This window comes from Infirmifilum sp. NZ (assembly GCF_022693705.1).
In the GTDB taxonomy this organism is placed as follows: Archaea; Thermoproteota; Thermoprotei; order Thermofilales; family Thermofilaceae; genus Thermofilum.
Map to the genome: position 1 here is coordinate 368,015 of NZ_CP094288.1, position 23,165 is coordinate 391,179.

The window sequence follows — 23,165 nt, forward strand, 5'->3', positions numbered from 1 at the left end:
AAGGTCTACGCTGACTCCTCTATAATCTTCTTGACTGTGAAGTAGCCTTTCGCGAAGATCCTGGCGTACTCCTCGAAGACGCGCTCCGGGACTTGGATCCTGAAGTCCCCGCCACCCTCCAAGTGGGCTTTTGTGAGAAGGTCGGCAGACCGCCTAACCTCCCTCAGGGCGGCCTCGTAGCAACTGCCCTCATTGTCGGTACTCATGCACGCCGCGTGCGCATTCCTAGCTATAGAGGAGTTCGCGTTCAATCCTACCTTTAGGAGACGTTCGCTGATCATCTGTTGGCTTAGCGGCGTGAGGAGCGCGTAGAAGAAGAGGTGGGAGAGCCTTGCCGCGAGGAGGGAGACGTAGTACATGGCGTCTCCGCGGATCTTTTCCAGCTTGAAGGGCCTCGCATCTTCATCTCTCTCAACGTACCAGAGGCTGGGAATTCTTATCCTGTCGATTTTCTTGAGCTTGCTCCTGGTAATTTCCTCGACGCGCCTAGCAACGTCCGTGCTTCTCTCGAGCTCCAGCTCCTTGCTTGCCACGAGCTGAGCCCACCCGTCGAAGGCCTCGTGGAAGACCACCCGGTCGAAGACCTCGCCTCCGAACTTCTCTAGCAGGTAGCGCTCGTCAGCGTACCTCGCCGTCAGCTCAGAGAGGCTGAAGTGGTAAACCAGGTCGGCCACCGCGCCGTGCATCATGCCGAGCCTGGCCTCCTCGTAGGGGTAGCCGGTGACCTTCAGGGCAGCGGCCCTCGGCCCGAGAACGTCCAGGAAGTGGTGGACGAGGAACGCGTCGACCCACAGCTGCCCGCGGCCCAGGATACTCCTTACGACGTGCTCCGCCTCCCAGCGCTTCTTCGACTTCTCTTGCGCTTCCTCTAGCCTGAAGTATAGCTCGAAGAGGGAGGGTTCCTCGGGCATGTACCTGCCGGCGTCGTGCACAGGCCCGGCGTCGATAAGCCGGTTCACCTCCCGCGTGATCTCCACGGGTATCGAGAAAACGTCCCTTGCAACGGCCTCGTGCACGTACCACGGGGGCATAGCGCTCAATTGGATAGCTCGCAACTCTTATAAAAAACATAATCCTGATTGAGCCCAACCTCTATGATAGAGGGTGGCTGAAACTGATAGGGTTACTTGTTACTTTTTAAGCATGGAGACCTGTTTAGCACGTTAACCTTGCTTGCTAGAGGGCAAGCTATAGGTGTTTTGTTTCTGAAGCGTCAGGAGCAAGGGGGCGTCGGTGCTGGGGCGTGTTGTTGGCTCGCCGAGGGACTGGTGGCTAGCCGAGAGGCGGGGGCTGGGCTGGTGTACTGGTTGTGGTCTCGATATGTCGAAATCAGTTTAATATCCATGTGGGATACGCTGGTTTTTTATGGCTTGGGGGTTGTTTCTGCGTGGTGATTGGAGTGACGGGTAACCTGGGTAGGGTTGAGCTTCGGGTTAAGGGGGATGTCTTCTCCGGGATCTTCGAGGAGGCTGGCGGGGTGCTGAGGTTCAAGACGTACTTGGCTGGCGAGTGGGTTTCGGCTGACGAGTACACGAGGGTGAGGAGCCCGATCGACCTGTCGGTGGTGGCGGAGGTGCCTAGGCTTTCCTGGGGGCAGGTGGACGCGGCGCTGGAGAGGGTGTACAGGAGGGGGAGGTGGGCGATCAGGGACACTCCTGGGTGGAGGAGGCTGGAGCTGCTCGAGAGGCTCGCGGGGCTCCTGGAGAGGTACAGGGAGGACCTTGAGTGGTCGCTGGTGGTGACGGCGGGGAAGACGCGGAGGCAGGCGGCGGGGGAGGTGGACTCCAGCATCATCAGGCTCCGGAGGGCAAGCCTTGACGCGAGGAAGATCTTCGGGGAGTACGCGCCGGGGGACTGGGACTCGACGACGGCTGGGACCGAGGCTATCGTGAGGAGGGAGCCGTACGGCGTCGTGCTGGCTGTCGCGCCGTTCAACTACCCGCTCTTCGACAGCGTCGCGAAATTCACGTACAGCGTGGTCGCGGGGAACGCGGTGGTGCTGAAGCCCCCGTCCGCTGACCCCCTGCCGGTTCTGCTGTTCGCCAGGCTGGCTGAGGCGGCGGGCTTCCCGGCTGAGTCCTTCGCGGTCGTCACGCTGCCGGGTAGCGAGAGCGACAGGCTGGTCTCGGACGACAGGGTGAGCGTGATCAGCTTCACTGGGAGCAGCGAGACGGGCAGGAGGATCCTTGCCAGGGCTGGGATCAAGCAGTTCGTGATGGAGCTGGGCGGCGGGGACCCGGCGATCGTGCTGGCGGACGCCGACCTGGAGCTGGCCGCGGAAGGGGTTGCCGCCGGGGTGTACAGCTACTCGGGGCAGAGGTGCGACGCGGTGAAGCTGGTTCTCGTCGAGAGGCCCGTGTACGGGGAGTTCACCGAGAGGCTTGTGCGGGAGCTCTCCAAGGTGGTGGTCGGCGACCCGAGGAGCCCCGAGACGGTGATGGGCCCGCTGATCGACGAGGGGGCCGTCGAGGACATGCTGAGCGCGGTGGAGGAGGCGTTGAGGATGGGCGGGCGGGTGCTGTACGGCGGCCGCAGGCTGGGCCCCACGCTGGTTGAGCCGACCTTGGTTGAAGTGCTGGACAAGCAGGCGCTCAGGGGGATGAGGCTGTACAGGGAGGAGGTCTTCGCCCCCGTGGCTGTGGTGACCGACTTCCAGAGCGAGGAGGAGGCCATCGAGATCGCCAACGGGAGGAGGCACGGGCTCGACGCGGCGATCTTCGGCAGGGACCTGGAGCGCATCCGGAGGCTGGTAAGGTTCCTGGAGTTCGGGGCGATCTACGTCAACGACATGCCGAGGCACGGGATCGGCTACTACCCGTTCGGCGGCCGTAAAGACTCGGGCATCGGGAGGGAGGGGGTGGCGTACGCGGTCGAGCACGTGAGCGCCTACAAGACGATCGTGTTCAACTTCAAGGGGAGGGGCGTCTGGAGCTACGCGGAGTGAGCATGCTGGTGCAGCCCGACGGCAATCTTTTGCGTCGCCTGATGCGCACCGCCTAGGCTAGGGTGCGCGCCAGCCTGCTGTACTTGGGCTCGGTGAGGAGGACCCGCCTCTTGAGCCTCCTCGAGAGCTCCTCGCGTGCGAGGAATCTACACAGAATTTCTGCTCCACACGCTCACACCTACCCGTGCTGCACGGCGTGCCTGCGATATGTTTTCTGCGCATCGAGGGGGTTAGCAGGCGGTATGCGGTTATCCGCGGTAAGCGTAGGGGTTTCCTGGGATGTTCCTGCGGCTTAGCGTGCTGGCCGAGCCGGGGGTTATGGGGGAGGTTCTGGCGCATAGTGTGTGAGGGGTGTGCTTGCACCGAGGCTCTGCCGCGGGGTCGCACCGTCCTAGGGGCAAGTCGCTGGGCTTAGCCTCTAAAAGGTGGGGCTGGGTAAGCGGGGGGCTGTGCTTCAGTACTGCTTTGGGGGGTTGCGCTCGCCTGATGCCGGTAGCTAACTCCGTGCCCCTCATGGGGCTGACCGGCACTGTGCAGGCTAGCAGGCCCTGCTGATGCTCGACGTTGGCGCTACGGCACTGAGCTCAATGAAGCCGCGCTGTGGCTCGCAATCTTGCTTTGAGCTCAGGGTGGCGGGGGCCCGGCTAGAGCGCGCAGAGTCCCCCTTTGTTAACTTAGTTTGTTAACAGTAAGCTTATTAATGTTGTTAGCGTTGAAGTGTTACGGTGAGCGGGGTGGGGTCGACAGTCGTGCTGGGGATCAGGGTGCCCAGGCAACTCAAGGAGGAGCTGGAGAGGCTGGGGATAGACTACGGTAGGGAGGTGAGGGAGTTCCTGGCCAGGCGGGTCAGGGAGGAGAGGGCGAGGAGGCTCAGGGAGGAGGCTGAGGCCCTCGCGAGGGAGATTGGGAGGCTGAGCGGCAACTACGCGGCGGAGTTCGTCAGGGAGGTGCGGGATGAGCGGTAGCGTTGTCGCCGACGCTAGCGTCCTCGTCAAGTGGTTTGTCCCCGAGGACTTCTACGAGCAGGCGTGGGCGCTGAGGGACGACCACCTCTTCGGGCGCGTCAGGGTCGTCGCGCCGTGCACCGCGCCGGTGGAGGTGGCGAGCGCGCTTAGGAAGTACGTCGCGAGGGGGTTCCTCGACGCGGGGCGCGCGCTGCGGGCCTTGGAGCTGCTCTGGAGGACGGAGGTCGGGCTGGTGGGCGTCGACGAGGGGCTGCTTCGGGCGGCGCTGGAGTTCAGCCTGGCGAGGGGTGTGAGCGTGTACGATGCGCTCTACGTGGCACTGGCGCGCTCGCTCGGGACCGTCGTGTACACGGCGGACGAGAGGCTCTTGAGGAGCCTGGGCGGCGAGGAACCTGTGAGGCACATCAGGGACTACAACGGGTCTAGCTCGGCGCCTGGTAGCGAGCGGCAGGCCCGCTGAGGGTCTAGGCCCCTTGGATCAGCGGTGGAGTCGGGCTAGGTGCGCCGCGGGGTTAAGCATATATCCTGCCCGTATACATTTGTACACGGTGAGCTGCGTGGAGGTTCTCTCGGTGAGGGTGCCCAGGGAGGTTCTGAGGTGGCTCGACGAGCTGGCCAAGCTGGAGGGGCGGGAGAGGGGTGAGGTGGTCAGAGAGATTCTCGCGCAGGGTGTTAGGGAGAGGAGGGTCGAGCTCGCCTTGAGGCTTTACCGTGAGGGGCGGGTTACCCTGTGGAGAGCGGCGGAGCTGGCGGGGCTGAGCCTCTGGGAGATGGTGGGAGAGCTGGAGAAGCGGGAGGTTGAGGTTCAGTACGGCTTGCGGGAGCTGGAGGAGGACTTGAGGGCTGCGCTCGGTGAGGGCGGTAGCTAACTCCACGCCCCTGATACACCTGGCTAGGACTCGCGCCCTGCGCCTCCTCGGCGCGGTCTACGAGGAGGTCGTGATCCCGAGGGCCGTGTACGAGGAAGTCGTGGTTAGGGGGCTTGAGAGAGGCTTCTCGGACGTCGAGGCCGTTAAGTCTGCGGTGGAGTCTGGCTTGGTGCGCGTCGCGGAAGCCCCTGGAGGAGAGGCCGACGTGATCGCTCGCTCAGCACCTTTGATCCACAGAGGGGAGGCTGAGGTCTTTGCCCTGGCGCTGCTCATGAGGCCCTGCCACGTGCTCGTGGACGACAGGGCTGCTAGGCTCGTGGCCCGCTCGCTGGGGCTTGAGGTCCACGGGACTCTCTACGTCCTCGTCGCCGCGGCGAGGAGGGGTGCGGTGGCGCCGGAGGAGGCTCTGCTGATCCTAGACAGGCTCGTGCTGAGGGGCTTTCGGGTCTCAGCGGGTCTCTACGCGAGGATCAGGGAGGAGCTCGCGAAGACCGGCAGGGGTTAGAGCCTGCGCGCCGGTTAAAGGTTTCAAGGCTCCGCGGATAAGGGGGTTTGCGGCTTCACCTCTCGTAGCTGGCTACGGTGTGCAGCCCGAGGCTGCGCGCCCTCTCCTTGGCGGGTGGGTAGATGAGGTAGCCGAAGAGCACGCCTATGGTCCTGCACGCGAGGGCCTCTGAGGCTGGCTTGTAGACGCGCCTGTAGAAGCGCTCGACGTCGGAGTCGCTGATCTTGGACTTGACCTCGCCGAGGACGACGACTCTCTCCCCGTTGAGGGAGCCCTCCCCGTAGAGGTTCACCTTCACCTCCTCCCCCTTTACCTGGAGGAACTCCCTCCTCAGCTCCCCAACCTCGACCCCTAGGTGCCTGTGCAGCCAGCCGGGGAGGCCCACCCTCGCGATGTCCTCGAGACCGAAGCCCAGTGTCTCGGAGAGCCTCCCCACCTCGACTCGGAGAGCGTCGAGCCCCTCGGTTAGCTTGGCGACAGCTTCCTCGAGCCTGGACAGCCTCTCCTCCGATTTTGCCTGCGCCTCAGCAAGCTTCGCCAACGCGGTCTCAAGCCTGGCTACCGCGTCCTCCAGCTTGCCGGTGCGTGCCTCGAGGGCTGCGAGCCTCTCCTCCGACTTTGCTTGGGCTTCGGCCAGCTTGGCGATTGCCTCCTCAAGCCGACCTACTCGGGTCTCGACTTCTGAGAGCCTCTCCTCGAACCTGGCCTGCGCCTCGGCTAGCTTGGCGAGGGCTTCCTCGAGCCTTTTGGCCGATGCTCTGAGGTCCTCTAGGCCCAGGAGGCCCGCCACGGCGTATCGTAGCTCCTCGTCCTCCTTGAGCAGGTCGAGCAGCCTTTTCCGAAGCTCCAGATGCGCCATCTGCCCTACTTTGTTTAGGGTGCGGGGCTTATAAAGTCGTTGAGGCTAGCGGGGGTGGGCTCCGCGAGGGGCTGTTGGGCTCGTGGGCGGGTTAGATGAGGTTTAAGCGGGGTCGAGGATTAAGCATTTTCGAGAATTTTGTATGCCGCTTGGTAGGGCTACTGCAGTCTTTTCCCCTATTCCACGCATGCATACCAGGGCTTTGAGGCTGGGGCCTTAAGCTCGTGCAACGATTCTCCCTTTCTAGCTCTTCAGCTTGCTCCTTGCTTAAGGCTAGCTAGCTTGGTGGAGGGGGTGGGGGCGGGGCTCTTCTCCTCCTGGTTGCCAGCAGAGCCATAGCTACGATTAGGGCCAGGACACCCAGGGCGAGGAGCGCCTCGGCGCTGAGTGAGCTTGTGGAGTTGGATGGTGTTGCGGGCTGGGTGGAGGGTTGCGGGGGCTGCTGGGTCTGGGTTGGTTGCTGAGCTTCGGGTGGGGTCTGGGGGTTTGGTGTGCTCTCTGTGGGTTTTGCAGGCTGCGAGACCTCGGTGGTGGGTGTTGTGGGCGGGTACTCGAGGACTGGGGTCTCGGCGACGAACTGCCAGAGGATCCACGTGAGATGTATTTTGATGCGCTGCCCGGGCTTTGCTCCCATGTAGCTTAGGGGTATTTTGGCCTCAAAGGCGTCGTTGAAACCCGTGTTTGAGTCGTTGATGGCGAGCATTTTCCAGTCCCCCGAGTACCTGTAGTAGACTGCGGTGCTGCTCTTGCGGGTTGGGTTTACGTTGAACTCCGCCTTTAGGAGGAGCTCTGCTCCACTGTGCCAGGGGTCCCCTGTCTTGCTGTCGTCGTCTGTGTCGAAGTATACGTATAGGGACCGCGAGAGGTAGCCGCCTTTAAGGCTTGTGGCTGGAGCCCGCCTCGTGTCTATCCTGAGGTATAGGTTTTCGGTGTCGTCTGCAACGTAGACGCTGGAGACTTCGAGGTCAGGCGGGGCTATGGACCTTGAGGGGAATTTCAGCAGGGGGGCTGTGGAGCCCCAGTCGGCGGTGTTGCCGTCGACGGTTACCCGGGCCGCCGAGGAGCCCAGCACGTAGCTCGCCGAGGCGTCTGGGATGGCTAGGACCTGGGAGATGAAGGTCAGCTTGAACTTCACCTTGCTTTGGCTGAAGTTGACGTCCTCTTTGCTGAATCGTATTTCAGCGTAGCTTAGCCCGGGCTCCTGCTTCACGCTCGCCGTCACGTTCCTCGAATTGTCGAGGTCAAACCAGTTCAGCGTGGTGTTCCAGGGGGTTAGCTCTGCCCACCTGCAGACAAGGTGTCTGGGCAGTTCGAGGGGTCTCCGGCTGTGACGAAGAGGAAATCGTAGTCTGCACCGAAGTCCGCCGAGCTCCTATCGCCTGTAGCTGGGTTGCCGTCTGAGTCAAGGTCTATGGCTATGCGCCTCCACTCATCCCCGGAGCTGGGCATAGGGCCGTAGTACTCGACGTAGAAGTACAGCCCTTCCCCGTCGGCCTTCACGTAGACAGCCTTGGGGTTCATCCACTCAGCCCCCTCGGAGGGGTAGGCTAAGGGAGAGGAGTAGACGAGCGTGTACCCCTGGGGCTGGGCGCTCGCCGTGAACAGCACTTGGGCCAGCACGCCTAGTGCGAGGAACGCGGAGAGGAAGCCGGCTTTACGGCTTTTTACTTTTTTCCTCATAAATGCAGAAAAAATGAGACATATATAAACTTATTTGTATTTTTATCCTTAAAATCTATCATATATGTTATGTGTAAAACGCAGAAGGCCGTGATACGACAAAACCCTTCGAAGCTTCTGTTCGCTTCTCTGTGTCCAACCTCCCTCATCCGAATCTCACTGCAGCCGGAGGCCAATAGGAGTGACCTCGTATAAGAGGAGGCCTTCTCAATCCACGTGAGGAAGCAAAGTAACGTATGAATCATGTATGAATCATGGTTGGAAGAAGTGCAAAGGATGGTTAGAATCCGCGTGAGGGTCGGCCCCAAGGGACAGGTAGTTATCCCGAAGGCGCTTAGTGAGGCTTACCGGATCTTGAAGGGGGTGCTACTTCTCGAGCTGGCGAAGGGGGGGATCCTGCTCAGAGGAGTCGAGAACCCCGAGGAGGTTGTGAGGTGGACATGGAGAGGAGGGCTAGGATGAGGGGAGGAGAGGCTGGGCGAGCTGGAGGGGGTGGAGCTGGAGGAGGAGCTCCTGCGAGGGTCTTCGTCGACGCCAGCCTGGTCGTCTACCTGAGCGTGAGTATGCTAGTCGAGGAGGCGAGGCTGGCGGCGCGTTTCTGGCGGAGGCCGCTCGGGAGGAAAAAGTTTTAGAGGAGCGTGCCGGCACCGCGCGTAAGGATGCTGGGTGGAGGGTCTGGGTTTAAATCGCTCCTAGTTCCTTTAGGCTGGCAACCGCGTAGTATGTGTACTCGATGGTGGGTATTCCCAGGAGCGGCGTTCTCTTGAAGCCTCCCTTCTCGCTTTGGCACTTGGCCACGTAGTCTATGTGTGCGGCTCTGTGGTTGGGCTTCGCGCCGAGGATCCTGAGCGACGTGAGGCCGAAGTAGAGGTGCTCGATGAAGTTGCTCTTCGTGTATGGGCTCGCGCTGAAGCCGCCTTCCGGGTTCTCTGAGCGCCTCAGGTACCCGAGGGTTGGCTCGAGGTCTTGCGGCAGGCGGTTCAGGGCGTGTAGCGCTTCGAGGACCCTGTACGTTGACTCGACGCTGACGTCCCTCGCCCCGAAGCCTCCGTCGCTCTTCCTGAGCGCGAGGAGAAAGCTGGCCACGGGCTCCTCCAGCCCGGCTAGGTCGTAGCCTAGAGCCTTCAGCGCCACCACGCTCATTGCGATCTCGTCGGCCGCGCTCGGCATGTCGGCTGGCGTCAGCAGTGCTGTCGCGTCCTTCGACTTGAGGGGGCCGTCGCCCTCCTGCTCCTCCTCGTTTATGATTGTAGGCTCGAGGTCCGGCCTGGCGAGGAGCTGGGCTAGGCTTCGGCGCAGGAACGACGCGGCCCCTTCGGGGTCGGTGGGCGTCTCGCCGAGAAGGCTCAGCGCCTTTACGGCGTAGTAGGCCACCTCTACGCTCCTGTAGCTCCCGTCTTCAAGCTGTCTGGACCTAAGGAAGCGGACGGTTTTCTCCCTGTCGGGCGGATCCACCCCCAGGGCCTTCAGGGTGGCTAAGGCGAAGTAGGTGTCCTCCGCTGAGGACTCGAACATGTCGAGGTACTGGTAGAACAGGTAGCCTCCGTCGCTGCCCCTTTTCGAGAGGACGTACTCGACAGCGGCCCTTAGGTTAACGCTTACACTCACCTGCATGCCAGACCACCGTACCGCTCATTATAAGTGAAGCACGAGAAAACTGAGCGAACCAGGGGCATGATCTTAGACTGTTCCCCGCTCCCTCGTCCGAGCACGTTTAAGCACCCACAGGCGAACTGCCAAGCAACACAATAAGTTTTTTTGAATTATACGAGTGAACTAACTCGCGCTGACATTTGGCCCTGCGGAACCTCGTGGGAGGCTACTCCCTGCCCAGGGCACAGAGCCGCTGAAGGGGGTCGGGTAGAGCGGCGCGAGCAGTCCAGGCTAAAGTGACGGGCTTCTCCATTCCCACGGGATACTAGCGGCTTGCGCCGAGGTGCTTGGAGAGGTACCTGTTCCATGTCGTTGAGGCCAGGTAGCCCGCCGCGGCGCCCTCGAGCGTCCCGGCGACCAGGATGACCGCGTAGAGAGCCGGGTTCATCCCGAGGAAGCCGAGGGCCACCGCCGCCGTCATCGAGGTTACGCCTGTGAGCGCGGAGCTCGCGGCCAGAGCAGCTGTCAGGCGCGCAGCAGGCACTCTGGCCCGGCTCTCCGCTTTCAGCGCCCTGATGAGGAGGTCTGTGGTGAGCCCGTAGAAGGCGTCGAAGATTAGGCTTAGTGGGAAGAAGGCGGGCCTCCACCACGTCGTCAGGACCCCCACGACCAGGCCCGTGTATGTGGCGCCGAAGCCGCCTGCGATGAGGGAGCTGAGGGCTAGGAGGTACGCGTGCAGGACTATGAGGAGCTTGTCGTAGGGGGTTGGGAGCAGGAGCTTTGTGAGGAACGCGAGGACGCCCAGGGTCGAGGCGAGCGAGACCTTCAGGGCTCTGGGCTTCGCTGCTCGCACGGTTGCACCATTCAGGGGGAGGCTTGTATTCCTTTATGTCGAGGGCGCGATATCTAGCCATTTTCACGTGTCGTTGCCCGCTCAGCGGAAGAGCTGGAGGCCCCCGTCTGGGAGAAGCCGCCCCACGGCCCTCGCGGACGCTGATCGGCTACAGCGGCCGGGGTGGCTTCTGCAGAACTCCTCGCAGGCTAAAGCGTGCTCGAAGTCCCTGTACACGAGCCCGCAGACCTCGCACGCGTAGAGCTCGCCGCCAGCGTGCTCGACCCTCTTAACCATCATGAACCATACGTGGCTCAGGCTTTTATGGTGCTCCTTTTCCAATGTGTTAAAAAACCATGGCGGGGCTTTCCGTTCTGACCCTCAACCTGCGGTGGGATGCTCGGGGCTCATCTCGCCTGGGAGGATTGCGCTACGCGTGCTCTCCGGTGCTGATTACCGACGCGTATAGATTGGAAAGGCTCAAAAAAGGTCTCGGACGGGTTAAGGGCTATGCGTCGGGAGCTCAGGCGCGTCCTCGGCTTGGCGGCTTTGACCGGAGTGAGCGTTGGGAGCATGGTGGGCTCGGGCGTGTTCTCGACTCCTGGGCTACTAGCCTCCGTCGCCGGCCCCTCCGCGGTGCTGGCTGTGCTCCTCATGGGCGGCGCGACGCTTATGCTCGGGCTGGTGTACGCTGAGCTGGGAACGCTCTTCCCGAGGGCCGGCGGGGTGTACTACTTCCCGCGAGAAGTCCTCGGCGACTTCGCGGGCTTCGTGACGGGGTGGAGCTACTACCTGTCCTGCGTCGTGGGGACGGCCGCGATCATATACTCCTTCGTCCTCTACCTCTCCTTCTACGCGCCCTGGCTCGCGGAGGGCCTCACGCTGACGGGCTACGGGGTGGGCCTCTCGCTGGCTATCCTGACCGTCGTCACGTACGTGAACGTCAGGGGGGTTAGGCTCGGCGCGGGCCTGAGCCTAGCGCTGACGGTGGCGAAGGTCGCTGCGATCGCCGCGGTCTCTGCGGCGCTGCTGCTCCGCTTCAAGCCCTCGAACTTCTCCAGCCTCGCCCCCTACGGGGCGCAGGGCCTGGCGCTCGCCGTGGCGTTCGGGTTCTGGATGTACGCCGGAGTCGAGTCGGTGAGCCTGGTTGGCGAGGAGGCGCTGGACCCCGACAGGAACATCGCGAGGAGCCTGCTCCTGACCGTCTCGCTGGTGACGCTGGTCTACGCCCTCGCGTTCGCCGCGTTCGTTGGCTCCGTGGACTGGGGGCTCCTCGGCCTGCGGGAGGGGGACTGGGCCTCCCTGGCTAACCTCTCCTCCCCCTTCGCGGACGTCGCCCAGTCACTCGGCATGCCCGCCGTGGCCCACCTGGCGTTCACCGGCGCCGCGCTGAGCACGCTGGGCTGCTTCTCCGCCTGGGTGCTCCTTCAGGGCAGGGTTGCCTTCGCCCTTGCGCGGGAGTCGAGGCTCTGGGCGAGGCTGGGGGAGGTCCACCCGAGGTTCGGCACGCCGGCCAACGCCCTGGTCTTCTCGTCCCTTCTGACCGGCCTGGTGATGCTCGCCGTCCCCTCCTTCCCCAGCGTGGTGCTCCTGTCGATGATCGCCGCGTTCCTAGCATACGCGACGAGCTCCCTGTCGCTCCCCGTATCCCGGAGGATGCTCCGGGATGCAGCGAGGCCGTTCAGGGCCCCCGCGCCGCTGCTGCTGGGCTGGCTGGGCTTCGCCCTCTCGACCCTCTACATGTACTGGGCCTGCTGGCCCTGGACCCTCACCGGCTCGTTGCTGATGCTCCTCGCCGTCCCGGTCTACAGGGTCTTCTCGAGGCTCAGCGCCGCGGAGCTCAGGAGGTCCTTGTGGCTGCTCGCCTACGTGGCTTCCGTGCCGATTCTCTCGCTGCTGGGCGACAAGACCTTCACGTACAGCAACTTCCTCCCGGTTGAGCCTCTCGGCCTCATCCCCACCCCCTGGGACACAGCCGTCCTGCTTGCGGTCGCCACGGCGTTCTACGCCTGGGGCTACTACTCCGCGGTCGGGCCGGCCAAAGCCGAGTGAGGGGCGCCGCGCTCCCGCTTTCCCCGTGCCGCAGGTGCAGGGTTCGCGAGCTAGGCTTATAAGGGAGGCGGTCGAGGCGTTGGTGTGGGCGTCGAGGCGTTTAGGGAGCTTGTGTCGAGCAGGCTGGCTGGCAGGGTTGTCTTCGTGTCGCTGTTCGGCTCCGTGGCTGAGGGGAGGGCTGGCGGGCTGAGCGACGTGGACGTGGCCGTGCTACCAAAGAAGGTGGACGCTGAGGGCAGGCTTCTGCTGGCTACCGAAATAGCGGAGCTGGCCTCCGAGGCGTTCGGCGTCCCGGAGGACCGCGTCGACGTCGTGTTCCTCGACTCGGATGACCTGCCGATCGGGCTCGCCTACAAGGCGGTGGTGAGGGGGGTGACGGTCTACTGCGCGGAGAAAGCAGCCTGCAGCGAGCTGAGGCTGAGGGTCCTGTCGGAGTTCCTCGACTTCCAGGTCTTCCGCGAGAAGATGGACCTAGAGCGGAGGTACATTGAGGCGCTGAAGCGCAGGGTGGGCTTGGGCCTTGAAGCTCGGTAGCCTCCTCAAGCTCATCGAGAGGAACGTCTCGCTCCTGGACGGCAAAGTGGGGGAGCTCGGCGTCTCCGGCCTCCTCGGGGACGAGTTTCACCTCAACTCAGTCCTGCACGTCCTCCAGACGTCCTCCCAGGCGCTGATAGACCTCGCTTCCCACGTGATCGCTGAGGCTGGGCTAGGCTACGTTGAGCGCTACAGGGACATCCCGAAGGTGCTCTACGAGGCGGGGGTTCTCTCGGAGAGCGAGGCGGCGCTCCTGAGGAGGGTCATCGGCTTCCGGAACGTCGCGATTCACGGCTACACCGGCGTTTCCGTGGAAATCCTCAGGACGATACTCGAGGAGAGGAGGTACCGCGACATAATGTTGCTGGCTGTTAAGCTTGCGGAGTAGAGTTACCGCGTGGGGATCGACCCGTAACCCCCCGGGGAGGCGCGGCGCGCGATGCGGCAAGGAGCCCTGCGGATAGGCAACCCCTGCGCCGCAAAGCTTTATCGCAAGCCCCCGTTTTGGATTGCGTGCCTCGCTCCAGGCTCCGTGTTGCGCTGATCACCCTCTCGGTTATCACGGTTGCCGCTATCCTCGCCGCTCTCTTCGTCCACCAGCCCCGCTCCGCCACTAGCGAGGTGAAGGGGCTCGAGGAAAGGTTCCTCGAAGCCTACGCTCACGACGTTGGGTTCCGCGAGGCTGTTGAGTCGCTCAGGAGGATGGTCCTGGACCCCGAGGCAGAGTTCGACAGGGGGAGAGCCTTCGAGCTCTTCAACCTCATACTGTCGAGGCTCGGCCTGCCGAGCATGCCCCCAGAGTACTTCAGCTGGGGGAAGTCGGTGAGCTCCGGGGCCGGGGCTCCACCCCCGCCGGTGACCTGCGGCCCACCACCCCCGCTAGTGCTGAGGATCGTACAGCCCGCTGTAGACGTAGAAGCCGGGAACGGGGTCGAGGGGGTCTACGCCTGCGCTTTCAGCGCGGATGGGGCTACCGCCGTTGAGGTCACTGTGGTGTTCGGTGACGAGGACAGGGGGTTACCTGGGTCAACTGAGGACCTCTGGTACGACGCCTGGAGGCTGGTCTCGTGGGGCAGGATTAAGGACGTGGAGACGTTCTACGTGGTCCTCTCGGAGCAGGGGGGCTACGTGAAGTTCCAGGGCTTGGCGCTCGTACTCAACGGGACGCTCGGCCTCAGGAGCGTAGCGCCCATAGGGAGCGGCGGCGCCGGCTTCTCCACTTCAGCCCACCTGGAGGGTCTGGAGGCCTTCAGCGGCCCCGAGCTCACGCTCTACGTGAACACCTGGAACCACGCGCTGAGCACAGTCGACGCCAACCCGGGGCTCGCGAAGCGCGTCTACACCTACAGCCTCAGCGGGGTAGGCGTTGCGTCTAGGGTTGACGTTGAGAACACCCTCTCGACGCTGAGGTACGCCGGCGAGGTCAGGCTGAGGCCCTAGCCCGCGTACTTGTTGAGGACCGCCGCGACGGCCTCCAGGTCTCCTGGCTCGATTTCGCCCATGAGCCCCACCCTGACCACCTTCCCCTTCAGCTCGCCCATACCGCCTGCGACTACGTAGCCCCTAGTGGCAAGCTCCCTAACCGCGTCGCTCGCTTTCGGCGGGAGGAAGGCAGCGACCGTGTTGCTCCTTACGCTCTGGTCCCTCACCAGTGGCTCGGCCTTGACGGCGCTGTAGACCAGCCTGGCCCTCTCGGCGTGGAGCTGCTGGTAGCGCGGCAGCCCGGTCTCCAGTATGAGGTCGGCGGAGGCCGGGGGGCCCTGAGATTGAGAAGGCGGCGGCGCTTGCGCTCCTCTACTGGGAGCTCTTCCGAGGGGTGGACTGGGTTGGGGGAGAGCTTAGAGCGAGAGCTAGCCGAGGAGATAGGGAAGGCGCTGGCTAGCGGCTCCGTCCTCGAGGTGCTGGCCACGGTCAACACTTTCCTCGAGGAGAGGGAGCTGGGCAGGCTGATCATTATGGGCGGCTTCGCGGTCGAGATCTAAAGCGGCGGTGCCTACAGGACGGGCGACGTGGACGTGGTTGTTGAGGGGGCGGCGGACCTCCCGCGGAGAGCCCTTGGGCTGTTGGAGGAGTGGAGGAGCAGAGTGTGGGTATATGGGGGCCTCGAGTACGCGATCGACATAGTGTCGAGGAGCTACGGCAGGCCTAAGGCGCCTGTCAGGCTCACGGTGAACGGGAAGGCTGTCTACGTCGAGCCGCCGTAGGAGTCGGTCGTCTCGTGCCTGAACGCGTGCGTCTACTGGCAGTCTGACCTACACTGCGAGAAAGCCGCGATGGTCATGGCCGCGCAGTGGGATAGGTTGGACTGAGAGTACCTCGAGAGGAGGTCAAGGGAGGAGGGTACTCTGGGGAAACTGGAGGAGCTCAGAAGGCAGGTGGAGAGGGTGGTCGAGGAGAGGGATCAGTGAGCGTTTTTAATTGAGCGCTTACTGAGCGCTAGCGGGGCGTACCCGTGGACTGGGGCTCGAGCGCTTCCTCTATCTTGACCTCGGAGGAGCCACAGCACAGGGCCTGGAGCCTCCTGAACTCGGCGAGCCACGCGGCGCCCCTAGAGGTGATGCTGTATGTTCTGCCGGTGAGCGAGACGAGGTTCCTCGCCCGTAGGAAGTCCAGCACCCTCCTGCACCTGTCCGTGGGGATGTTCGCGCTCAGTGAGATCTCAGTTAGCTTCATGGGCCTCTGCGATAGGGCTGATAGTATATCCGCGGCGATCTCGCGGAAGCACCGCTTCTTCCGGTTCACGCGTCTGGAAGAGCGCCGGGGTTTAAACACATTTCGTGTTCAAAGCTTAAAAATTTTCAAATCTAGGCTGAGGCCGTGTGGCACGGGCTACCGAGGGAGAGGTTCGAGTGGCACCCATCGATAGACTACTCGAAGTGCACGGGCTGCGGCTTATGCTTTGTCACGTGCGGCCATGATGTTTTCCACTGGGACAGGAAGTCCGGCAAGCCTGTCGTCGCTAAGCCCGGCGACTGCGTGATGGGATGCACAACCTGCGGGAAGCTCTGCCCAGCTGAAGCCATCACCTTTCCCTCCGACGCGAGGGAGTTCATTCAGGGCGTTCTCAGGGAGCACGGGGCGACGGTGTTCAAGAGCGCGCGCGAGGAGCTTGAGGAGAGGCTCAGCAAGTACCCGTTCCTGGCGGAGAGAAGGGAGCCTTCAGCGGAGCCATCCCCGGCTTTCAAGGCTTGGCACGGGCTCGACCGGAAGGAGATACCGTGGTACCCCTCCCTCGACGAGGGGAAGTGCATAGGCTGCGGGCTGTGCGTCGTCACGTGTGGCCAGGCGAGGCTCGTCTGGGGCTTCGACAGGGAGAGGCGCAAGGCCGTTCTCCTGCAGCCGTACAACTGCATGGTCGGCTGCAACAACTGCGAGGTAAACTGCCCGCGAAGCGCGATCAGCTTCCCCGACGCCCGCGTCGTTCGTGACGCCGCTTCGAGGATAGACCCCAGCGTTCTGAGAGCCGAGGTGGAGGAGAAGCTGAGGAAAAAGCCGCACCTGGCTATCGGGTAGCCAGCGCGCCCTACTTCGCGCCCATGCCTATTACCATTAGGCCTCTCACGAAGTACCGCCCCAGGACGATGAATATGATGAGCGTGGGTAGCGAGGCTATGAGCGCGGCGGCGAACATCTGGTTGTAGAGTGTCCCGCTCTGGCCGACGTAGCTGAACACCTTCAGCGTTACGTGCATTTCGTAGCCCCTTGTTAGTATGAGCGGTATGAAGAAGTTGTTCCAGGTCTGTATTACCAGGAACACCATCGTGGACACCAGCCCGGGGCCTAGTACCGGTAGTACTATCCTCGTGAACATGGTGAACTCTGAGACTCCGTCGACGAGGCCCGCCTCGATCATGGACTTCGGCACTACGGTTATGAAGATGGACATCAGCAGGGCGGCCATAGGGACGTAGTATATCATGAAGCCGAGGATCACGCCGGGCAGGGTGTTGTAGAGGTTGAATGCCTTCACGATGTTGACGAGCGGGACGAGAGTGGCCTGGTAGGGTATGTACGTGGCTATCGCTACTAGCACCATGAGCGTGTCGCTCAGCCTGTCCGACCTCCTGTAGATAGCGTAGGCGGCGAGGGCCCCCAGGAAGGTTGCGACCAGGGATGTGGGGAGAACTATCGCCACGGTGTTCACCATTGGTGTGAGCAGCTCTGCCGCCACGCTTGCAAGCGTGGTAAGGTCCAGCTCCCGGGGAGGCGAGAACACGGGGGACGACATCACGTCCTGTAGGCTCTTCATCGAGCCGACGACGAGGGAGTATATGGGGATGGTCCATACGAGCATGGCGACCGCTACCACAAGTGTTGCCGTGATTTTCGCCGGGCTCGCGCGCACCTCGATCACCTCCCCATAACCCACCTCTTCAGCCCGTAGAGGGAGTAGGGTATGACGATGAACGCGGAGATCATGACGAGGACTAGGGCGGCCGCCGAGGCCTGGTAGAAGTACATGGCGACGTACCTCTCGAAAGAGTACATTACGACGGTCATCGTGAACGGGTTTAGGTAGAGGACAGTGTAGGGCAGGTCGAACATCTGGAGGCCAAAGAGTAGCAGGAAAACCGTCGAGATGATGAGCCCCTGCCGGGAGGCGGGTATGACGATCCTCGCCATTATCGTAAACATGTCTGCGCCGTCGACCATAGCGCTCTCGATCGTGGACCGGTCAACGTTGTAGAACATGCCTAGGTAGAGCATTGCTATGAAGCCCGTGTAGACCCACAGGGAGACGAGGACCATGCTCCAGAACGCGTTCTGGCCCTCCAGCCACCTCACCTGCGGGAGCCCCAGCTGGGAGAAGATGACGTTGAAGCCCTTGTAGGCGTCGAAGAGCCAACGCCACGTGATGCCCACGACGACGAGCGACAGCGATAGCGGGTATATGAAGAAGGTGGTGAGAGCACTCCTAACCCTCGAGCTCGTGAACTGGAAGATCGCTGAGGCTAAAAGCAGGCCTACCGTGTTCCCCAAGGCGACTAGCAGTAGCGCCCACAGGAGCGTGTTCTGGAGGGAGTTCAGGAAGCGCGGGTCGCTGAATATCTCTATGAAGCTCTGGAGGCCCGCGAACCTGGGCACGGGGTTCAGTAGCGAGTAGTTGGTGAGGGCGAACCACACGTTCCAGGACACGCAGTAGTAGAGCAGGACCGCGAACGGCAGAACGGGTGAGAGTAGCAGCACGAACTGCCTGAGAGGTATCTTCAAGACGCACCACCAAAAACATTGAGAAAAAGATTATTTTTAGCTTACCCCTTCACCCACGGAGGCAGGTAGCCGGCGAACGGCTTCTCCCTCGTCCCTATGAAGAGCCCCGAGGACTCCCACTCCTTGCGCTCGGTTGCAAGAGCGCTTGAGAGGGTGTTGTACCAGAGGTCAGTGCGACCGGTCTGCGCTAATACCACGCAGTCTCCAAGAAGCTTCGCGAACACGTCGGAGAACAGGGCCCCGTGCGTGAGGCTGAACACCTGGGCTTTGGACATACTGTACTCCTTCACCTCCCACTTCTGTATATCGGTCGGGTAGATGTTCGTCGGTATGTCCGGGTAGGCGGCGATCGAGCCCTTCAGCGGGTTGAAGATACTCTGACCCTCCTTGCTCGCGAAGTACTTGGCGAACTGCAGGCCGAGATCCTGCGAGGGGCCTTTGGGGACGCCGACAGCGTCGATAACCATGTTGTATATACCCTGCGTTCCGGGGAAGGGCGCCACAATAACCTTGCAGTCCGGGGTTATGCTGTCGATCGAACACATCTTGACGTTCGGGTACACGTTGTAGATGAGGCCCACGGCCCAGTCTCCATCAACGTGGGCGAAAGCCTTCCCGGTTACAACCCTGTCCACGCAAGCTGTCCAGTCAAGCGACATCCAGTCTGATGGGAAAGTCTTCGCGAGCTCGAGGAATATGTCCGTCGCTGTCTTGAGCGTGGGGTCGTCGGGTGGCAGGGTCCCGTACATGAACATCACGAACTTCTGGGGTCCTGCGAGTGCGAGGAATATCTGCTCCCAGGTGTGGAAGACGGTGAACTGGTCTGCGCCTCCCTCCACGAGGCACGGGACGCCTTTGTCGGAGAGCGTCCTGCACACCGCTCTCAGCTCGTCGAGCGTTGTCGGGGGCTTCAGGCCGTACTTGTCTAAGATGTCCTTGTTCATGAAGATCAGGTTAGCCCTGTGCAGGTTCACCGGGGCAGAGTACATCTTGCCGTTGAGCAGGCAAACCTGCCCCACCGGCGTGTTGTAGAGCCCGATCTCCTGGGCCGCGCTCGTCAGCTCGACGAAGTCGTCTGCACCGTGAGGGGCCGCTGAGAAGTAGCTTATAATCTCAGGGCCGCAGTGGACCTGGAAAGCCTCGGGCGGCTTTCCAGCCATTATCAGAGCGATTATCGCGAACTTAGCGTTTACCCCAGCGCCTCCCGGGACGGCTGTCTTCTCAACGGGTATACCGGTTTTCGCCGTAAAGTTCGAGATCAAAGCGTCTATCGCGAAGCGCTCTAGCCCAGCCCACCACGTGTAAAAGGTGATTTTCCTCGCAGTCGTGGGGGGCGCTGTCGTGGGCGGTGGGGCTCGGGGGATCGTTAATAGGTAAGCCCCAATAGCTACAAGGATAATCACGATAACGGCGATGGCGATGTAAAGCGTTGTTCTCGGCTTTCCCTCGGGCTTCCTTTCGCCCACGAGCACTCTTTCGAAAAACTTGTATTTAAATTTACTGCTATTTATTTAAAAAATAACTACATAAAGCAACTCTTTGTATATTTTTTAAGTGCCTTTGGAGTGTATAGAGAGTTCCAATTAGAAGTAACCTTGAGAACCGGGAGCTTTAGGGGAGAGTATAATATTTAGTTTGCAGACGTTCAGGCTGAGGGGGCTATGGGCTTCGACAAGGCTGTCTTCGTCCTCGGGTCCCCTTCGTTCGTCTTCGAGTCAGCGGCCTCCAGCATCGCCAGGGTTGTGGAGTCGTTCGGAGTTGAGGAGGCAGAGGTGTTCTTCAGCGAGTTCGCGCAGGACGAGGCTCTCAGGGTTCAGAGGTTCGTGGAGAGATTTTTCGGCGTCAAGGTCTCGCTTAAGCCCCTGCCTGGCTCCCTGTCGGAGGCCAAGGAGGTTCTCGCTGGGGCCCTCACGCAAGACAGCGTCGCGGTGCCCACGGCTGGCTCTGTGCTCGGGGCCGTAGCGCTCACCCACGCGGCCGACAAGGTGGGCGCGAGCCTTGCTCACGTGATGTTCCCTTTCGGCCCGTGGACCGGCCTCTTCTACCCCTACGTGCCCAGGTACCTCCAGCCGATCCTCGTCATCGGCCGGACCGAGGTGAAGCCTAGGGCGTTTGACGCCAAGCAGGCTGAGAACTTTCTGGGCGACAAGGACAACACGTACATCATCACGAAGCTTTCCCGAGCCCTGGCGCGCGTCTCCCTCAGGCTCAACTCCTCCCTCAGGGACCTCTGGGTCAACGACACAAGAGTGCCGGAGCTCGCACTGGAGCTGTGCGACGAGGCCGGTGAGAAGAGCGTATCGCACGCAGTCTACCTCAAGACGCCTCAGTCTATTGTACAGGTCTGCAAGCTAGCTGAGACGCCACGCCAGCCAGAGGCCCGCACCCTGCCTCTCCTGCCGCAGATGCAGAAGAGCACGAGGTGCCTTGTGGGTACGGGATCTGCTTCCCGCGAGGCGGTGCAGAGGCTCTTTCTCGAGGCCTTCTACACGCTCGCCGGCGGCCGTGAAGCGTGCCTTCGTAGCCGCGACGCCAGCAGGGAGCAGGCCTTCAAGAGCAGTCTGGGCGAGCTCTACAGCCTAGCGGGGTTCGAGCTCCTCACGCTCAACCCCCACGGGGTCTACGTAGTTGACACCAACCTGGTTTACATTGGTATCCATAACCTCGCGAGGCCTGGGGGGCCGAGGATAATCGTCCCGTACTGCGTCCGCTACGAGGTCCTGGACAAGCTGACCCATAGCAAGTCGCCGTGCGCCAGGTACACCGTGCTCCTGGCGAAGCTTGCTCTCGAAGCGCTCGAGAGCCAGGCCTCACGGCTACCCAGCAACGCTGCGAGCTGCGACGTGGCGATCCCGGCCGTCGACCCCGAGCTGCTGAAGGGGGCGACCCTTCTCTCCGCGGACCGCCTTGCCGTGGACCTGTGGGAGAGCATGGTCCTCAGCAGGTACGCGGAGGTGAAGCTGGTCAGGAGGGAGGACTTCAGGCCGGCTACGGGCGCCGAGCTTCACTATGCGGTGGCTCAGCTCGCGGCCATGCTATGCTACCTGAGGGGTTACGCGAGGAGAAAGAGGTGACTTTTCCTTAGGGCACGTACACGGCGGTCGCGTAGCCGTCGTTGAGCCAGATGTGGCTACCCTCTGCCCTGTAGGGCTCGGGGTTGTAGAAGTAGGCCCAGTCGACGAACGTCGCGTAGCCCTTCGCTGAGGCTATCGAGGCGAGGTGTCTCTCAGCGTACTCCGTGTAGCCGCTCCAGCTCTCGAGCGGGAACTGGTCGTAGTGCGCCGTGGCCACTACGTACCTGCCCCAGTAGGTGTTGCTCATATAGTCCGGCGGATTCGGCGCGTAGACGCGCATGTGGAGGTACACGTAGCCTCCCAGGTAGGACGAGTAGACCACGCCCTTTGTCCCGCGGTCCGGGTCCCACACCCAGCCTGCGCCGTCGTTGAGGTAGGCGTACATCGGGTTCGCAAGGATCGTCGCGCCCCAGTAAATGCCCTTGACCTTGTTGACGTCCGCGTTCCCGTAGAACACGAGGCAGACAGGCCAGTCGACGTTGCTCGAGCTCACGCTCTGCGACGCGAAGTCGTAGTTGTAGAACATGTCCTCGGCGATCGCTAGCACCGTTAGGTTGGAGGTGGTAGCCTCCCACGTTGCGGTTGCGATAGCTAGCGTCACGATTGCCAGCACGAGCAACAGGTGCCTCGGAGCCACACCCCTCACCCCTTGATCACCGGCCCCGTAGCCTCCCCGAGAACCGCGGCTCGGGCCACGTCGTAGGAGATGAGGTACTCGCCCGCGGTGGACTCCACGTAGAAAACAGCGAGGCCCTGCGGGTACTTTTCGGTCACGTAGACGCCCGCCAGCAACACCTTCCCGGGCTTGGCGCCCGCTGATGCAACGTACGCGCCACACCTCTCTTTAGCCCCCTTAACCCACTCGAACCCAGCAACGTCTGCCGGCGGCTTAGCGAGGAGCGGGTCCACCGCAACGAGCCTTCCCGCGTCGAGGTCGACTTTAACCATCACGCTCTGCGTCCACAGCTGCACCCTAGCCCGCTCCCCATTCATCAGAGTGTATTCACCGGAGAGCAATACGGGCTCTGAGAACTGGATCAGCATCACGACACCTGTCCTCCCACCTTCCAAGGCGGATGGGGCCGCCGTGAGGACGCGCCAGCTGGCGCGGGACAGAACTCCGGAGAGCGAGGGGTCGCTCTGGAGGATGCCGAGTGCCTTGGAGAGCTGCTCGCTGGAGAGCGGGGCCTGGGGCTGGGGGCCTTGCGTGTAATTAGCCGGGACAGGGGGTGGAGGAGGCGGCTGCGTGACGAACGGGGGTCTACTGGGGGCCAGGAGGCCGACCGAGAGGGAGACGATGGCTAGCGACACGAGAACGCCGATTAGTATGGCATGCAATCTGCCTACTTCCATTCCATGTGAAAAAGGGAAGCGGGTGGTTGATTAACTTTGCGCTCAGGGTTAAGTGTATGCAAGCCGCCCTCGCCCTGATTCCCAGACTGGTGCGGGCTTTGCGGCTGCTAGTCCCGCAGCGCGGCCAGTAGAACCTCAACGAGGGTTTCTCCGGCTTCGCGGACTCTGGGGGACATCCTAGAGCAGAAATCTGTTTTCTCGACCTGGATCCCGATGAGGTAGGACTTCGACCCTATAAGCGCGGCGAGCATGGGTAGAGGGATGGCGTGGGTGCTCAGGGGCGGGAAGGCAGTCCCAGTTCCCGTTAGGGGTGAGACGACTATGCTCCCGGGCTCGAGTCCCGCGTCGACGGCATCCACGAAGACGGTGAGGTCCGGCTTAGCTGAGGCGATGTCTCTGATGAAGAGCTCGGGGTTTGGGCCGGCCACGATGACTTTCCCCTTAAAGCCCTTCTCCGCCAGCCTCCGGGCCACGAGGACCCCGACCCCGTCGTCTCCCCTCAGCGTGTTGCCTACTCCTACGACGACCACCCTCCGGGCCTTCCTAATCTCCTCCACAAGCTCCTCAAGCGTGATGCGAAAGTTCTCCACGAAGCTTCGCCCCCAACTCAGTCAGCACTATTTATTACTCTTTCCTTAAGGATTTTATGGCTGATCGTACAATTACAGCAGGCTTTTGGCGACAATACACCATC

General features: G+C 62.2%; 30 protein-coding genes. 15 read left to right on the plus strand and 15 right to left on the minus strand.

The genetic code is table 11. The features are described 5' to 3' along the window. Positions 1-5 precede the first annotated feature (5 nt). Positions 6-1,031 carry a hypothetical protein gene (locus MOV14_RS01910; protein WP_318537541.1) on the minus strand — a complete coding sequence of 342 codons (1,026 nt, stop codon included), beginning with the start codon at positions 1,029-1,031 and terminating at the stop codon, positions 6-8. Between the two features lie 380 nt (positions 1,032-1,411). Here MOV14_RS01910 and MOV14_RS01915 point away from each other — a divergent pair, with 380 nt between their 5' ends. The 5 genes from MOV14_RS01915 to MOV14_RS01935 all read left to right on the plus strand — a co-directional run bounded on the left by MOV14_RS01915 (position 1,412) and on the right by MOV14_RS01935 (position 5,283). Then, positions 1,412-2,944, plus strand: coding sequence for an aldehyde dehydrogenase family protein (locus MOV14_RS01915; RefSeq protein ID WP_442786689.1), 1,533 nt, complete (start codon positions 1,412-1,414; stop codon positions 2,942-2,944). Between the two features lie 734 nt (positions 2,945-3,678). Continuing rightward, positions 3,679-3,909 carry a type II toxin-antitoxin system VapB family antitoxin gene (gene vapB, locus MOV14_RS01920; RefSeq protein ID WP_318537543.1) on the plus strand — a complete coding sequence of 77 codons (231 nt, stop codon included), beginning with the start codon at positions 3,679-3,681 and terminating at the stop codon, positions 3,907-3,909. After that, positions 3,899-4,369 (plus strand): type II toxin-antitoxin system VapC family toxin, encoded by a 471-nt coding sequence (locus tag MOV14_RS01925; RefSeq protein WP_318537544.1) that lies wholly within the window; start codon positions 3,899-3,901, stop codon positions 4,367-4,369. The genes vapB and MOV14_RS01925 overlap by 11 nt, the downstream gene beginning before the upstream one ends. Before the next feature lie 88 nt (positions 4,370-4,457). Further along, positions 4,458-4,778, plus strand: coding sequence for a UPF0175 family protein (locus tag MOV14_RS01930; RefSeq protein ID WP_318537545.1), 321 nt, complete (start codon positions 4,458-4,460; stop codon positions 4,776-4,778). Then, positions 4,762-5,283, plus strand: a complete 522-nt coding sequence (locus MOV14_RS01935) for a DUF3368 domain-containing protein (protein ID WP_318537546.1) — start codon at positions 4,762-4,764, stop codon at positions 5,281-5,283. The genes MOV14_RS01930 and MOV14_RS01935 overlap by 17 nt, the downstream gene beginning before the upstream one ends. Before the next feature lie 55 nt (positions 5,284-5,338). On the opposite strand, the gene MOV14_RS01940 is transcribed toward MOV14_RS01935, so the two are convergent. The 3 genes from MOV14_RS01940 to MOV14_RS01950 all read right to left on the minus strand — a co-directional run bounded on the left by MOV14_RS01940 (position 5,339) and on the right by MOV14_RS01950 (position 7,822). Further along, positions 5,339-6,142 carry a hypothetical protein gene (locus tag MOV14_RS01940; RefSeq protein WP_318537547.1) on the minus strand — a complete coding sequence of 268 codons (804 nt, stop codon included), beginning with the start codon at positions 6,140-6,142 and terminating at the stop codon, positions 5,339-5,341. A 277-nt stretch (positions 6,143-6,419) separates the two neighbouring features. Continuing rightward, a complete protein-coding gene (locus MOV14_RS01945) occupies positions 6,420-7,352 on the minus strand; it encodes a hypothetical protein (RefSeq protein WP_318537548.1) in 933 nt (310 codons plus the stop codon). Positions 7,353-7,414: 62 nt separating this feature from the next. Continuing rightward, the gene (locus MOV14_RS01950; RefSeq protein WP_318537549.1) at positions 7,415-7,822 is read right to left on the minus strand and encodes a hypothetical protein; all 408 of its coding nucleotides are present in this window, start codon (positions 7,820-7,822) and stop codon (positions 7,415-7,417) included. 276 nt (positions 7,823-8,098) lie between these two features. Between MOV14_RS01950 and MOV14_RS01955 the strand changes: the two genes are divergently transcribed. Further along, positions 8,099-8,284 (plus strand): AbrB/MazE/SpoVT family DNA-binding domain-containing protein, encoded by a 186-nt coding sequence (locus tag MOV14_RS01955; protein ID WP_442786690.1) that lies wholly within the window; start codon positions 8,099-8,101, stop codon positions 8,282-8,284. After that, complete coding sequence (locus MOV14_RS01960) at positions 8,257-8,454, plus strand: hypothetical protein (RefSeq protein ID WP_318537551.1); 198 nt, start codon at positions 8,257-8,259, stop codon at positions 8,452-8,454. The genes MOV14_RS01955 and MOV14_RS01960 overlap by 28 nt, the downstream gene beginning before the upstream one ends. A 49-nt stretch (positions 8,455-8,503) precedes the next feature. On the opposite strand, the gene MOV14_RS01965 is transcribed toward MOV14_RS01960, so the two are convergent. The 3 genes from MOV14_RS01965 to MOV14_RS01975 form a co-directional block, all read right to left on the minus strand. Then, positions 8,504-9,436 (minus strand): prenyltransferase/squalene oxidase repeat-containing protein, encoded by a 933-nt coding sequence (locus MOV14_RS01965; protein ID WP_318537552.1) that lies wholly within the window; start codon positions 9,434-9,436, stop codon positions 8,504-8,506. Between the two features lie 304 nt (positions 9,437-9,740). Then, complete coding sequence (locus MOV14_RS01970) at positions 9,741-10,268, minus strand: hypothetical protein (protein ID WP_318537553.1); 528 nt, start codon at positions 10,266-10,268, stop codon at positions 9,741-9,743. Between the two features lie 81 nt (positions 10,269-10,349). Further along, positions 10,350-10,547 (minus strand): hypothetical protein, encoded by a 198-nt coding sequence (locus MOV14_RS01975; protein WP_318537554.1) that lies wholly within the window; start codon positions 10,545-10,547, stop codon positions 10,350-10,352. 210 nt (positions 10,548-10,757) lie between these two features. On the opposite strand from MOV14_RS01975, the gene MOV14_RS01980 reads away from it, so the two are divergent. The 4 genes from MOV14_RS01980 to MOV14_RS01995 all read left to right on the plus strand — a co-directional run bounded on the left by MOV14_RS01980 (position 10,758) and on the right by MOV14_RS01995 (position 14,273). Then, positions 10,758-12,299 carry an APC family permease gene (locus MOV14_RS01980; RefSeq protein WP_318537555.1) on the plus strand — a complete coding sequence of 514 codons (1,542 nt, stop codon included), beginning with the start codon at positions 10,758-10,760 and terminating at the stop codon, positions 12,297-12,299. Positions 12,300-12,383: 84 nt separating this feature from the next. Continuing rightward, the gene (locus MOV14_RS01985) at positions 12,384-12,833 is read left to right on the plus strand and encodes a nucleotidyltransferase domain-containing protein (RefSeq protein ID WP_318537556.1); all 450 of its coding nucleotides are present in this window, start codon (positions 12,384-12,386) and stop codon (positions 12,831-12,833) included. Further along, complete coding sequence (gene hepT, locus MOV14_RS01990; RefSeq protein ID WP_318537557.1) at positions 12,820-13,221, plus strand: type VII toxin-antitoxin system HepT family RNase toxin; 402 nt, start codon at positions 12,820-12,822, stop codon at positions 13,219-13,221. The genes MOV14_RS01985 and hepT overlap by 14 nt, the downstream gene beginning before the upstream one ends. A gap of 125 nt (positions 13,222-13,346) precedes the next feature. Then, on the plus strand, positions 13,347-14,273 hold the full coding sequence (locus MOV14_RS01995) for a hypothetical protein (RefSeq protein WP_318537558.1): 927 nt from the start codon (positions 13,347-13,349) through the stop codon (positions 14,271-14,273). On the opposite strand, the gene MOV14_RS02000 is transcribed toward MOV14_RS01995, so the two are convergent. Next, a complete protein-coding gene (locus MOV14_RS02000) occupies positions 14,270-14,482 on the minus strand; it encodes a hypothetical protein (protein ID WP_318537559.1) in 213 nt (70 codons plus the stop codon). The two genes, MOV14_RS01995 and MOV14_RS02000, sit on opposite strands and share 4 nt — an antisense overlap. Positions 14,483-14,659: 177 nt before the next feature. On the opposite strand from MOV14_RS02000, the gene MOV14_RS02005 reads away from it, so the two are divergent. Then, the gene (locus MOV14_RS02005) at positions 14,660-14,815 is read left to right on the plus strand and encodes a hypothetical protein (RefSeq protein WP_318537560.1); all 156 of its coding nucleotides are present in this window, start codon (positions 14,660-14,662) and stop codon (positions 14,813-14,815) included. 27 nt (positions 14,816-14,842) lie between these two features. After that, on the plus strand, positions 14,843-15,037 hold the full coding sequence (locus MOV14_RS02010) for a hypothetical protein (RefSeq protein ID WP_318537561.1): 195 nt from the start codon (positions 14,843-14,845) through the stop codon (positions 15,035-15,037). A gap of 232 nt (positions 15,038-15,269) precedes the next feature. Here the strand turns inward: MOV14_RS02010 and MOV14_RS02015 are convergent, their stop codons facing one another. Continuing rightward, complete coding sequence (locus MOV14_RS02015; protein ID WP_318537562.1) at positions 15,270-15,575, minus strand: winged helix-turn-helix domain-containing protein; 306 nt, start codon at positions 15,573-15,575, stop codon at positions 15,270-15,272. 75 nt (positions 15,576-15,650) lie between these two features. On the opposite strand from MOV14_RS02015, the gene MOV14_RS02020 reads away from it, so the two are divergent. Continuing rightward, complete coding sequence (locus MOV14_RS02020; RefSeq protein ID WP_318537563.1) at positions 15,651-16,346, plus strand: 4Fe-4S dicluster domain-containing protein; 696 nt, start codon at positions 15,651-15,653, stop codon at positions 16,344-16,346. 10 nt (positions 16,347-16,356) lie between these two features. Here the strand turns inward: MOV14_RS02020 and MOV14_RS02025 are convergent, their stop codons facing one another. Genes MOV14_RS02025 through MOV14_RS02035 form a run of 3 tightly spaced genes read right to left on the minus strand, consistent with a single transcriptional unit; the run spans position 16,357 to position 19,510 of the window. Beyond that, positions 16,357-17,187 (minus strand): carbohydrate ABC transporter permease, encoded by an 831-nt coding sequence (locus tag MOV14_RS02025; protein ID WP_318537564.1) that lies wholly within the window; start codon positions 17,185-17,187, stop codon positions 16,357-16,359. Further along, complete coding sequence (locus tag MOV14_RS02030) at positions 17,184-18,044, minus strand: carbohydrate ABC transporter permease (protein WP_318537565.1); 861 nt, start codon at positions 18,042-18,044, stop codon at positions 17,184-17,186. The genes MOV14_RS02025 and MOV14_RS02030 overlap by 4 nt, the downstream gene beginning before the upstream one ends. A 41-nt stretch (positions 18,045-18,085) precedes the next feature. Then, positions 18,086-19,510, minus strand: coding sequence for an ABC transporter substrate-binding protein (locus MOV14_RS02035; RefSeq protein ID WP_318537566.1), 1,425 nt, complete (start codon positions 19,508-19,510; stop codon positions 18,086-18,088). 195 nt (positions 19,511-19,705) lie between these two features. On the opposite strand from MOV14_RS02035, the gene MOV14_RS02040 reads away from it, so the two are divergent. Beyond that, a complete protein-coding gene (locus MOV14_RS02040) occupies positions 19,706-21,118 on the plus strand; it encodes a hypothetical protein (protein WP_318537567.1) in 1,413 nt (470 codons plus the stop codon). Positions 21,119-21,125: 7 nt separating this feature from the next. Here the strand turns inward: MOV14_RS02040 and MOV14_RS02045 are convergent, their stop codons facing one another. The 3 genes from MOV14_RS02045 to MOV14_RS02055 all read right to left on the minus strand — a co-directional run bounded on the left by MOV14_RS02045 (position 21,126) and on the right by MOV14_RS02055 (position 23,061). Continuing rightward, complete coding sequence (locus tag MOV14_RS02045; RefSeq protein WP_318537568.1) at positions 21,126-21,755, minus strand: hypothetical protein; 630 nt, start codon at positions 21,753-21,755, stop codon at positions 21,126-21,128. Positions 21,756-21,760: 5 nt separating this feature from the next. After that, positions 21,761-22,471, minus strand: coding sequence for a hypothetical protein (locus MOV14_RS02050; protein ID WP_318537569.1), 711 nt, complete (start codon positions 22,469-22,471; stop codon positions 21,761-21,763). Positions 22,472-22,578: 107 nt separating this feature from the next. Beyond that, a complete protein-coding gene (locus MOV14_RS02055) occupies positions 22,579-23,061 on the minus strand; it encodes a hydrogenase maturation protease (protein WP_318537570.1) in 483 nt (160 codons plus the stop codon). Positions 23,062-23,165: the final 104 nt, after the last annotated feature.

What these genes read in the sequence shown, in the direction of transcription:
- MOV14_RS01975 (WP_318537554.1), bottom strand. Translation starts at nt 10,547, where the DNA reads ATGATGGTTAAGAGGGTCGAGCACGCTGGCGGCGAGCTCTACGCGTGC.
- MOV14_RS02050 (WP_318537569.1), bottom strand. Translation starts at nt 22,471, where the DNA reads ATGGAAGTAGGCAGATTGCATGCCATACTAATCGGCGTTCTCGTGTCG.
- MOV14_RS01980 (WP_318537555.1), top strand. Translation starts at nt 10,758, where the DNA reads ATGCGTCGGGAGCTCAGGCGCGTCCTCGGCTTGGCGGCTTTGACCGGA.
- MOV14_RS01950 (WP_318537549.1), bottom strand. Translation starts at nt 7,822, where the DNA reads ATGAGGAAAAAAGTAAAAAGCCGTAAAGCCGGCTTCCTCTCCGCGTTC.
- MOV14_RS01965 (WP_318537552.1), bottom strand. Translation starts at nt 9,436, where the DNA reads ATGCAGGTGAGTGTAAGCGTTAACCTAAGGGCCGCTGTCGAGTACGTC.
- MOV14_RS01910 (WP_318537541.1), bottom strand. Translation starts at nt 1,031, where the DNA reads ATGCCCCCGTGGTACGTGCACGAGGCCGTTGCAAGGGACGTTTTCTCG.
- MOV14_RS01940 (WP_318537547.1), bottom strand. Translation starts at nt 6,142, where the DNA reads ATGGCGCATCTGGAGCTTCGGAAAAGGCTGCTCGACCTGCTCAAGGAG.
- MOV14_RS02040 (WP_318537567.1), top strand. Translation starts at nt 19,706, where the DNA reads ATGGGCTTCGACAAGGCTGTCTTCGTCCTCGGGTCCCCTTCGTTCGTC.
- MOV14_RS01925 (WP_318537544.1), top strand. Translation starts at nt 3,899, where the DNA reads ATGAGCGGTAGCGTTGTCGCCGACGCTAGCGTCCTCGTCAAGTGGTTT.
- MOV14_RS01955 (WP_442786690.1), top strand. Translation starts at nt 8,099, where the DNA reads ATGGTTAGAATCCGCGTGAGGGTCGGCCCCAAGGGACAGGTAGTTATC.